This window comes from Bradyrhizobium sp., assembly GCF_030654605.1.
Taxonomy (GTDB): Bacteria; Pseudomonadota; Alphaproteobacteria; order Rhizobiales; family Xanthobacteraceae; genus Bradyrhizobium.
The window spans coordinates 1-10,106 of the sequence record NZ_JAURXB010000046.1 but is presented as its reverse complement, the minus strand read 5'-3'; the positions used below and the strand labels follow the sequence as shown (position 1 = coordinate 10,106).

Below are 10,106 nucleotides of genomic sequence, written 5' to 3'. Positions count from 1 at the left end.
GAGGAAGTGCTGTTCTCGTCGGCCGCCAACACCGATGCCGCGCTGGCGAGGTTGCGGTCGGAGGGCGTGACCGTGCTGTCCTACAAGACGCTGTATTTCGAGCTGATCGAAGCGGTGGCCGAAGCACCGCATCGCGAAAAGACGTTCGCCAAGTTAGGTGAGTTTCCGGGCGATCTGCCGGAAGCCGGGGTGTCTTGAGGGGGCGGAGCTGCCTCCGGCAGGCAGGGTGTCATCGTTGGCGCAGGCGAATGCGATGAGTTTCGCGAAGAACTCAATCCAATCCTACCGATGGGCGTCAACCAGAAAGCGCATCAAGCAAGATGCAGGACCGGATGGTCGCTTTGTCGCGCCGCATATTCAAGCGAGGCGGTGATGTCCCCGGCTTCCAGCAGCGGAAAATCGGCAAGAATCTCTTCGCGGCTGGCGCCAGCGGCGAGCAGATCGAGCACGTCCTTGACGCGGATACGAAGACCCCGCAGGCAGGGCCGCCCGCCGCACTGGGCTGGATCGACGGTGATGCGATGAGTTTCGCTCATGCCAAGCTCCACGCCAGACGCGGGCAACGGTATTGAGGTGATTTCAGCTGAAATAATGGTCGGAGCGAGAGGATTTGAACCTCCGACCCCTAGTCTCCCAGACTAGTGCGCTAACCGGGCTGCGCCACGCTCCGATGTCGTTCCATTAGCTTCGATCAGGCCCGCGCGCAAGGCGCGCGACGGGGCCACGGGTCGGCCGGGAAGACCGGTTCAGGATGTGGCCCCATAGGGATGGATCAGGTTTGGGGGGCGCCACGCCGACTACATCTTGTGCCGGGACGAGTGCCGCCCGTCTAGCCATTCTTTGCATGGGGTTGTTTTTGCGATTTCTGGTGCAGGCCGCCGCGGCAGGCGCTGGAACCGTTCGGTCGCACGCGATCATTGGTGCTTCGTGCTTACGGCGCGCGTGCCGCAAGCGGGGCGAGGTACGCCAGCGCCCCTACCCGTCCTTCATCGCGGCATTGAGCAGTTCGCGGCAGGCGATCAGGTCGGCCAGCACGTTCTGCAGGCGCGCGACGTCGAGCGGGCGCGGGCCGGCGACGCCGGGGATGGGGCCGGAGTCCAGCGCCGGCATGCCGTCCTCGTCGGTGTCGAGCAGGCGGAAGTCGATGCCGTCGGCGGCCTCGTAGTCGTCGTCGTCGAGGTCGAGGCCGGGTTTGGCCACCTCCTCCTCCTCCCGTTCCGACAGGCTGCGTCCGACCGCTTCCTCGATGGCGCCGAAGTTCGCCACCGCGGTGGCGTCGGCCAGCCGCTGCACCGAGCCGATGCCGTGTTCCTTCAGGATCCGCTGCACCCCGCGGATGGTATAGCCCTCGCCGTACAGCAGCCGGCGGATGCCGCGCAGCAGGTCGACGTCGTCAGGGCGATAATAGCGGCGACCGCCGCTGCGCTTCATCGGCTTGATCTGGCTGAACCGCGTCTCCCAGAACCGCAACACGTGCTGGGGGATGTCGAGGTCGGCCGCGACCTCGCTGATGGTTCGGAACGCATCGGGCGCCTTGTCCAAATGCCCGCTCCCTGTTGGAGGATTGTTCGAACGCTACGGCTACTCGGCCTTGTTGCCGTCGCCATTGCCGGCGGCGTGGCCGTTGATGCGCTGCTTCAGAATGGCCGACGGCTTGAACACCATCACGCGACGCGGCGATATCGGCACCTCGGTGCCGGTCTTCGGATTGCGACCGATACGCTGACCCTTCTTGCGCACCATGAAGGAGCCGAACGACGACAGCTTCACCGTCTCGCCCTTCTCGAGGCAATCGGTGATCTCCTTCAGCACCAGTTCGACAAACGCCGACGACTCCGTGCGCGACAGCCCCACCTTCTGGTAGACGGCTTCGCACAGATCGACGCGTGTGACTGTTTTTCCGGTTCCGGTCATCGCCTGCCCCGCACTCTCGGCGAACAATATGTAGTTGAAATTAAGAGCTTAACGCGCGACGGTCAACAGCGCTCATCCATGCAGAAGCATGAAAGAATCCAACAATATGGATGGACTTTTTAATGCTGCGCTCACCAGCGCAGCAGCGCCGAGCCCCAGGTGAAGCCGCCGCCCATGGCCTCGAGCAGCACCAGGTCGCCCTTCTTCACCCGCCCGTCCTTCACCGCCACCGACAGCGCCAGCGGGATCGATGCCGCCGAGGTGTTGCCGTGCAGGTCGACCGTCAGCACCACCTTGTGCGGCGGAATATGCAGCTTGTGCGCCGAAGCATCGATGATTCGCTTGTTGGCCTGGTGCGGAACGAACCAGTCGATGTCCTCCGCCGTGGTGCCGGTGGCCTTGAACGCATCGTAGATCACGTCGGTGATCATGCCGACGGCATGCTTGAACACTTCGCGGCCTTCCATCCGGAGGTAGCCCACCGTCCGGGTCGAGGACGGCCCGCCATCGACATAGAGTTTCGTCTTGTGGCGGCCGTCGGAGCGCAGATGCGTCGTCAGGATGCCGCGGTCGCTGGCCTCGCCGGGCTGCTGCTGCGCTTCCAGAATGACGGCGCCGGCGCCGTCGCCGAACAGCACGCAGGTGCCGCGGTCGTTCCAGTCGAGGATGCGCGAGAAGGTCTCGGCGCCAATCACCAGCGCGCGCTTGAAGGCGCCGGTACGCAGGAAACTGTCCGCGGTCGACAGCGCGAAGATGAAGCCCGAGCATACCGCCTGAAGGTCGAAGGCCGCGCCATGGTGAATGCCCAGGGCGGCCTGCACCGCCACGGCCGTGGCGGGAAAGGTATGGTCCGGCGTCGAGGTGCCGAGCACGATCAGGTCGATCGACTGGGCGTCGATCCCGGCATCGGCCAGCGCCGCGCGCGCCGCGTTGATCGCCAAATGCGAGGTGAACTCGCCCTCGGCGGCGATATGGCGCTGCCGGATCCCGGTTCGCTGCACGATCCACTCGTCCGAGGTGTCGATCCGCGCCGCCAGTTCGGCATTGGTCAGGATCTGCTGCGGCAGATAGGAGCCGCAGCCGAGCACGACCGAACGTGTTGCAGTCACGAGACAGCCTCCTGCGAGGTCTGCGCCTGAGCCGGCGCGCTGCCATCGCGATTGAGCATTTGTTTGATCTTGTTCATCAGGTCGTAGCGGGCCATCTCATAGCCAACATCGACCGCATAGGCAAAGCCTTCGGCGTCGGTGCCGCCATGGCTCTTGACCACGATGCCGTTGAGACCGAGCACCACGCTGCCGTTGGATTTCGAGGGGTCGAGCTTGTCGCGCAGCGCCTTGAAGGCGTTCTTGGCGAACAAATAGCCGATCCTCGCGCGCCAGCTGCTCGATATGGCGTTGCGCAGGAATTCGGTGATTTGCCGCGCCGTGCCCTCGGCCGCCTTCAGGGCGATGTTGCCGCTAAAGCCTTCGGCGACGATGACGTCGGCGGCGCCCCTGCCGATGCCGTCGCCCTCGACGAAGCCGATATATTCCAGTTGCGGCAGGTTCATCGCGCGCAATAGCTCCGCCGCCTCGCGAATCTCCTCGCGACCCTTGATTTCCTCGACACCGATATTGAGCAATCCGACCGTCGGACGTTCCAGACCGAACACCACGCTCGCCAGCGCACTGCCCATTACCGCCAGCGCCACGAGATGATGCGCGTCGCCGCCGATGGTGGCGCCGAGGTCGAGGACGACCGAATCGCCGCGCGCCGTGGGCCATATCGCCGCCAGTGCCGGCCGGTCGATACCGGGCAACATGCGCAGGCAGAACCGCGCCATCGCCGCCAGCGCGCCGGTGTTGCCGGCGGAGATCGCGACATCGGCCTCGCCTTTCTTGACGGCGTCGATCGCCAGCCACATCGACGAGGTCTTGCGACCGCGCCGCAAGGCCTGGCTGGGCTTGTCATGCATGCTGACGGCGACGTCGGTGTGAATGACGCGAGAGGCCGCCTTCAGCGCCGGATGTTTTTCAAGCTCAGGGGCGATCAGCGCCCGATCGCCGAACAGCAGAAATTCGCTGTCGGGATGCCGGGTCAATGCGACAGCGGCCCCGGGGATGACGACCGATGGACCGAAATCGCCCCCCATGGCGTCAAGCGCGATTCGAACCTTTTTCGGCATGAAAACCCGGAAACCTGATCTTGTGCTGCGGTCTTGAAGCGCTCGGCCGCGGACTGGAAATCGCCACTGATGGTGGCGATCGGCGAAGCGCTATTGCACCCCGGCCGGGCCGGGACAATACCGTGTCCCCTGCCCGACACAACCTCTTGACCGCCACCTTTTGCGGAACCGGTTGGGTCGGCGCAGAATCGGACAATACCGATAATACAAGCCAATTCAACGTATTAAGAGATATTCCTGCACTGATGCCCAATCCGCTTCGACGGGATTGCGAAGTTGGGACCGATTCAGCGAGCCCTCTGCCCGTTTTCAGCGCTGCCGCAAAGCTTGTCCTAAGGCTTTCCCGGCTTCTTCGGGCCGGGCGGTTTGGCATCGAGCTGCAGCGCCTTGAGCGCGGCAAACGGGTGATCCTCGGGATCCTCGGGCACGTCAGGCGGCTCGAACACGGCATCCGGCTTGCGCGGATAGGGATCGACCGCGAGATACAGCGCATCGGTCGCGATGCGGCCGAGATCGATCACGCCGTTCTCGATCGGCTCCGGCGGATCGGGAATTGCCACGTCGCTCTCGGCGGCCTCCTCGACCAGGTCGGCCATTTCAGGGATTTGCTCCGGCGGCGCGAAGATCCAGTCGATCGGCTCGTCGATCTCGTTCTCGATCGGATCGAGCGTCACCACGCAGGTCTGCCCGATCCGGGCCCTGACCCTGCCCTCGACGTGGAAGCGGCCGCCGCTCATCGGGGTGACGTCGAGCGACGCACTGGCGGCGAGAACTTCGCGCAAGCCGCCGACCTCGGCGATGGCCTCTCGCACCGCTTTGTCGGCCTCGAGGTCGCGATGCAGTCCGGTGTCCGGGATCTGCGCCACAACGACGGGAATGCGCCAGGGATCGGGTTTTTCGGTCATGTTGGCGGTTCTGCTCATCGGTTGCTGTCCATGGCTTGAACGCCTGTCTGTGCTGGCAAAGGGAATTTCCACGATCCGCCCAGCAGCGCCGCTTCGTCCAGAGCCGCGAGGTCCGCAAGCGCTCCCTCGGCATAGATGGCCAACTGACGGGCCTTGTCGAGGTGCTCGCCGTTCAGGATATTCTTGCTGAGGGCCAGCGCCAGCGGCTCGCGGCCCGCGCTCAAGGCGAGATCGTAGGCCGCGACCCGGCCGTAGAACGCCTCCCCGAAGGCCCGCATGCGCTTCGGGACGGTGACGTCGCCGACCCCCATTTCGCGCAAATTGGCGTCCATGTCCTCGCAGAAGCGATCGAACAGCGCCTGGGACAGGTCCGCCCCCGCCGCCATCGACTTCATCCGCCGCAATACCATCCACAAATGCAGCACCAGCAGATCAAAACGGCCGTTAACCGTGTCCAGCACGCCCAAGTCCCGATAAAACACCGGTTCTCGCGCTTGCGTCACGATCATGCCATAGATGGTCTCAATGGTGCCCGGCGAGGGCATCCGGGGTTTCCTGAAGTGATTGAACGGCCAAAGCATTGTGGGTTCCGCAAGCGAGCCCCAAAGGTTTGCCCATGGGTATCCGCGCATGTTGCAATCCAGCGTGCTGCCCGGTACGTCAACGCCTCGCGCGATGCAAGGGGACGGGACCAGTTCCGGAATGACTGAAGTGAGCCAGACAGCCTCCCGCCTGCCCTCTCCGCGCGGCCTCGCCGCGCGCTGGCGCGGCATGCGGGCCATCGCCGCGATCGGCCTGGTATGCGCGGCGCTCGGCGCCTGCACCGGCGAGCAGTTCCAGAAGGGCTACATCCTGCCGCCGGGCGCGCTCGAGCAAATTCCGATCGGCGCCAGCCAGGATCAGGTGCTGATCGTGATGGGCACGCCGTCCACGGTGGCCACCCTGAACGGCGAGGTGTTTTACTACATTTCGCAACGTTCCGAACGCAAGGTCGCGTTCATGAACCAGCAGGTGGTCGACCAGCGCGTGATCGCGATCTATTTCGACAAGAATCGCCAGGTGCAGCGGCTGGCCAATTACGGGCTGCAGGATGGCCGGATCTTCGACTTCATCAGTCGCACCACGCCGACCTCGGGCCAGGAGCTCAGCTACCTGACGCCGCTGTTCAAGCTGCTCAGCTTCAACTAGCGCGAGCCAAAGCCTGCCCGCATTTGATGCGGGTCGAATACCGGTTCGTAACGAAATCACGTCAAAAGACCGTCGGCTCTACGCCTGCGCCAAGTCGCCGGCTTGCCGACCGCTTGCGCATTCCCTACGCTTTCCCCGCCAACAAGCATCCAAACAAGGAGCGAAATGTGACCAGACTGATTTCCCGCCGCCGTGTGCTCACGGGAGCCGCAGCGATCTCCGCGGCTGCCATTCTGCCGCGCGCGAGCCTCGGCGCCGACTGGCGGCCCACCGAAACCGTCCGCCTGATCGTGCCGGCCGCACCGGGTGGCACCACCGACGTGATGGGACGGTTGCTGGCGGCACATCTGCAGACGGCATGGGGTCAGTCCGCGGTCGTCGAAAACCGCTCCGGCGGCGGCGGCACCATCGGCACCGCCGAAGTGGTGCGCCAGAAGGCCGACGGCCACACCATCCTGGTCGGCAATCCCGGCCCCAATGCGATCGCCTACAGCATCTTCCGGAACATGAAGTACAAGCCCGAAGAGTTGCAGCCGGTCAGCAACCTGATCCGGATCCCGAATATCATCTCGGCGCATCCGTCGGTGCCGATCAAGTCGATCGCCGAGCTCATCGCCTACATCAAGGCCAATCCGGACAAGCTGACCTACGGCTCCTCCGGCATCGGGCAGAGCCCTCACCTCACCGCCGCGTGGTTCCTGCAATTGACGGGACTGAAGATGGTGCATGTGCCGTTCCGTGGCGCGGGCCCGGCGCTGCAGGCAGCGCTTGGCGGCGATATCCAGGTCCTGTTCGACAATCTCTATCCGACGCTGCCCCAGGTGCAGGACGGCAAGCTCAACGCGCTGGCCGTGACCACGCCGGAGCGCGCCGCGCTGGCGCCGAAGATTCCGACCGTGCGCGAAACGGGGCCCGAGCTGGCCAAGTTCGACGTGTCGTCCTGGTTCGGCATCTTCCTGCCGAAGGCCCCGCCCGCGCCGGTGCTCGATGCGCTCAACAAGGAAATCAAGGTGTTCCTGGAGCGCGCGGACATCAAGGAAAACATGGCCAAGATCGGCGCCCGCACCGATTACGGCACACCGCAGCAATATTCCGATTTCATCGCTGCGGAGACCGCGAAGTTCGGCGCCATCATCAAGCAGGAAGGCCTGCAGATGGACGCGGGCTGAGGCTCCGTGTCCCGGACGCGGTGCAGCGCCCCTTAGCGCTGCTCCGCAGAGCCGGGATCCATTTGTGCGCTGACGTCCTTCCATGGACCCCGGATCAGCAGCGCACCACACCGCGGCGCGCTGCGGCAGCATCCGAGAAACGCCAGCCGACCAATCGCAAGAAGCCCCGCGGCTCACACCGCGGGGTTTTGCGTTTCTGCCGTAACCGCGTGCGCGCTATGTTTCAGGCGCTGTCGATCGATCCAACCGGACGGCGCCCCGTTGCAGCGCGTCCAGTCCAATGGCGTGCATAATCCTTGCGGCGAGCCGCGGCGCGAAGCGGCTCATCGCGACCATCAGACCGTTGCTTCGTCCCAGGATGGTTTCGCCGCAGTTTCGATCTGTCGTCCGAGCGAAATGCCGGGCTGACCAGGCGACGGAAAATGGCTGCGGGCCGACGAGATCGGCTCCGCCATTCGTCATGTGAGGCGGAGAAACAATCTGGATCGACAGCCCGTGCGCGCTCAATTCGGCGCGCGCGGACCGAGCGAAACTGATAAGCGCCGCTTTCGAAGCACTGTAATTGTCGAGCGAAGGACAGCCGACATAAGCCAGCGTAGAGGCCGTCGCGACAACCTTGAGCCTGTGGTTATCGGGACGATGAGCGACGAGCGCTTTGCAGAGGTGGACGAAGCCCAGGTAGTTGGTGTCGATCTGCCGTCGCAGCAGATGCTCGGGTTCCTCCGTGATCGATCCTTGATACACGGAGGCAGCCATGTAGACGACCAGCTCCGGCCGGCGGCCTGCCGCATAGAGTCTGGCGATCATGGCGTTCACGTCGTGCGCCGATGAAACATCGAGCTGCAGGTAGGCTTCGAAGTCGCCTTCGGTGGGTGGGACGCCGCGGGACATTCCGATAACCGTGCGACCCTCGCTGGCGTAGATGCGCGCCAGCTCCCTACCCAAGCCCTTGGAGGCGCCGACAACCCAGACCTCGCGCGTCATCTTCCTAATCCCTCCCAAACCGCCTAATGTGGACAGCAACAACATCATGAGAGAGAAATGTTGTCAATGCCTACATCAGACAAAAGCTATCATCATGGCGATCTGCGCCGCGCGCTGATTGCAACCGGAATGGAGGTTCTGGCTGAGAGCGGACCGGCCAGCCTGTCGTTGCGCGAGATCGCGCGGCGGCTGGGCGTGTCGCACAACGCGCCGTCCCGGCATTTCGCCACGCGTCAGGCTCTGCTCGCGGCGATCGCCATCGCGGGCTACGAGGATCTGTCGGCTAGAACGGCCAATGCCGGCGAGGGCGCCCAGTCGACCGAAGAGGCGATGGTTCGACGTGGCTTGGCTTATGTAGGCTTCGCGCTGGAACGTCCGGCGCTTTTCCGCCTGATGTTTTCCGATCAGATCGACCGCAAGGCGTATCGCGATCTGGACCTCACCGCGCAAACCAGCTTGCTAGCGCTCATGCCACAGGTGTCCGCCGCCTATGGCGAACGGTCTCTCCGCGAGGCTACCCTGGCGGCATGGTCGATGGTCCACGGCCTGGCGCAGCTTCTCATCGACAATCAGCCGCCGCCTGAGCTTCGCGCCGGCCGCAGCGATCTAAAACTGGCGGAAGCAACCTTGCGAGCAATGGCCCACTTCATATCGCGGCCGTGATCTCGCGCGGGTTGTCGCGAGACGCAGCATTCGTCCAAACAAAACCCCGCGGCTCGCGCCGCGGGGTTTTTTCTTGATCGCGTGTCGCGCCGCTCAGTGCGCCAGGATCGCCAGCAGGAGCAGCGCCACGATGTTGGTGATCTTGATCATCGGGTTGACGGCGGGACCCGCCGTATCCTTGTAGGGATCGCCGACGGTGTCACCGGTCACCGCGGCCTTGTGAGCGTCGGAGCCCTTGCCGCCGTAATGTCCGTCTTCAATGTACTTCTTGGCGTTGTCCCAGGCGCCGCCGCCCGAGGTCATCGAGATCGCGACGAACAGGCCGGTCACGATCACGCCGAGCAGCATGGCGCCGACCGCCGAGAACGCCGCCGACTTGCCGGCGGCACCGCCGCCCGCGATCGCGAAGATCACGAAGTAGACGAAGATCGGCGACAGCACCGGCAGCAGCGACGGGATGATCATTTCCTTGATCGCCGCCTTGGTCAGAAGGTCGACCGCCCGGCCGTAATCAGGCTTGTCGGTGCCCTGCATGATGCCGGGCTTTTCGCGGAACTGGCGCCGCACTTCCTCGACGATCGCGCCGGCCGCACGGCCGACCGCGGTCATGCCCATCGCGCCGAACAGATACGGCAGCAGGCCGCCGAACAGCAGGCCAACCACGACGTAGGGGTTGTTGAGCGAGAAGTCGGGCAGCACGCCCTGGAAGTACGGATACTTCGCGGCGTTGGCGATGAAGAATTTGAGATCTTCATTGTAGGCCGCGAACAGCACCAGCGCGCCGAGACCGGCCGAGCCGATCGCGTAGCCCTTGGTGACCGCCTTGGTGGTGTTGCCGACGGCGTCGAGCGCGTCGGTAGCCTTGCGGACTTCCTTCGGCAAACCCGCCATTTCGGCAATGCCGCCGGCATTGTCGGTGACCGGTCCGAAAGCGTCGAGCGCGACGATCATGCCGGCCAGCGCCAGCATCGTCGTGGTTGCAATCGCGATGCCGCACAGGCCTGCGAGGCTGTAGGTGACGAGGAGACCGGCGATGATGACGATGGCCGGAGCCGCTGTCGATTCCATCGAGATCGCGAGACCCTGGATCACGTTGGTGCCGTGACCGGTCACCGA

Annotated in this window: 13 protein-coding genes and 1 tRNA gene; 4 read left to right on the top strand and 10 right to left on the bottom strand. The window is 64.4% G+C overall.

What is annotated here, in order from left to right:
• On the top strand, positions 1-198 hold a 198-nt coding region (locus Q7U29_RS04255), incomplete at its 5' end, for a hypothetical protein (protein WP_304738856.1).
• Between the two features lie 113 nt (positions 199-311).
• On the opposite strand, the gene Q7U29_RS04250 is transcribed toward Q7U29_RS04255, so the two are convergent.
• The 8 genes from Q7U29_RS04250 to Q7U29_RS04215 form a co-directional block, all read right to left on the bottom strand.
• On the bottom strand, positions 312-536 hold the full coding sequence (locus tag Q7U29_RS04250; protein ID WP_304738854.1) for a DUF433 domain-containing protein: 225 nt from the start codon (positions 534-536) through the stop codon (positions 312-314).
• 56 nt (positions 537-592) lie between these two features.
• Positions 593-670, bottom strand: a tRNA-Pro gene (locus Q7U29_RS04245).
• Between the two features lie 305 nt (positions 671-975).
• Positions 976-1,542, bottom strand: a complete 567-nt coding sequence (locus Q7U29_RS04240; protein ID WP_304738851.1) for a MerR family transcriptional regulator — start codon at positions 1,540-1,542, stop codon at positions 976-978.
• 39 nt (positions 1,543-1,581) lie between these two features.
• The gene (locus Q7U29_RS04235) at positions 1,582-1,914 is read right to left on the bottom strand and encodes an integration host factor subunit alpha (RefSeq protein WP_304738848.1); all 333 of its coding nucleotides are present in this window, start codon (positions 1,912-1,914) and stop codon (positions 1,582-1,584) included.
• A gap of 131 nt (positions 1,915-2,045) precedes the next feature.
• Complete coding sequence (locus Q7U29_RS04230) at positions 2,046-3,023, bottom strand: beta-ketoacyl-ACP synthase III (protein WP_304738845.1); 978 nt, start codon at positions 3,021-3,023, stop codon at positions 2,046-2,048.
• Positions 3,020-4,081, bottom strand: a complete 1,062-nt coding sequence (gene plsX, locus Q7U29_RS04225) for a phosphate acyltransferase PlsX (RefSeq protein ID WP_304738842.1) — start codon at positions 4,079-4,081, stop codon at positions 3,020-3,022. Before plsX ends, Q7U29_RS04230 begins: the two co-directional genes overlap by 4 nt.
• Before the next feature lie 332 nt (positions 4,082-4,413).
• Complete coding sequence (locus Q7U29_RS04220; RefSeq protein WP_304738839.1) at positions 4,414-5,004, bottom strand: DUF177 domain-containing protein; 591 nt, start codon at positions 5,002-5,004, stop codon at positions 4,414-4,416.
• Positions 5,001-5,567, bottom strand: a complete 567-nt coding sequence (locus tag Q7U29_RS04215) for a ubiquinol-cytochrome C chaperone family protein (RefSeq protein WP_304738836.1) — start codon at positions 5,565-5,567, stop codon at positions 5,001-5,003. The genes Q7U29_RS04220 and Q7U29_RS04215 overlap by 4 nt, the downstream gene beginning before the upstream one ends.
• A 190-nt stretch (positions 5,568-5,757) precedes the next feature.
• On the opposite strand from Q7U29_RS04215, the gene Q7U29_RS04210 reads away from it, so the two are divergent.
• Complete coding sequence (locus Q7U29_RS04210) at positions 5,758-6,174, top strand: outer membrane protein assembly factor BamE (RefSeq protein ID WP_370691693.1); 417 nt, start codon at positions 5,758-5,760, stop codon at positions 6,172-6,174.
• Positions 6,175-6,341: 167 nt separating this feature from the next.
• Positions 6,342-7,343: a tripartite tricarboxylate transporter substrate binding protein gene (locus Q7U29_RS04205; RefSeq protein ID WP_304738831.1), complete on the top strand. Its 1,002-nt coding sequence runs from the start codon at positions 6,342-6,344 to the stop codon at positions 7,341-7,343.
• Between the two features lie 216 nt (positions 7,344-7,559).
• Here the strand turns inward: Q7U29_RS04205 and Q7U29_RS04200 are convergent, their stop codons facing one another.
• Positions 7,560-8,327, bottom strand: a complete 768-nt coding sequence (locus tag Q7U29_RS04200) for an SDR family oxidoreductase (protein WP_304738829.1) — start codon at positions 8,325-8,327, stop codon at positions 7,560-7,562.
• A 66-nt stretch (positions 8,328-8,393) separates the two neighbouring features.
• On the opposite strand from Q7U29_RS04200, the gene Q7U29_RS04195 reads away from it, so the two are divergent.
• A complete protein-coding gene (locus tag Q7U29_RS04195; RefSeq protein ID WP_304738826.1) occupies positions 8,394-8,990 on the top strand; it encodes a TetR/AcrR family transcriptional regulator in 597 nt (198 codons plus the stop codon).
• A 93-nt stretch (positions 8,991-9,083) separates the two neighbouring features.
• On the opposite strand, the gene Q7U29_RS04190 is transcribed toward Q7U29_RS04195, so the two are convergent.
• Positions 9,084-10,106, bottom strand: a 1,023-nt coding sequence (locus Q7U29_RS04190; RefSeq protein WP_304738824.1) for a sodium/proton-translocating pyrophosphatase, incomplete at its 5' end; no start/stop codon positions are given.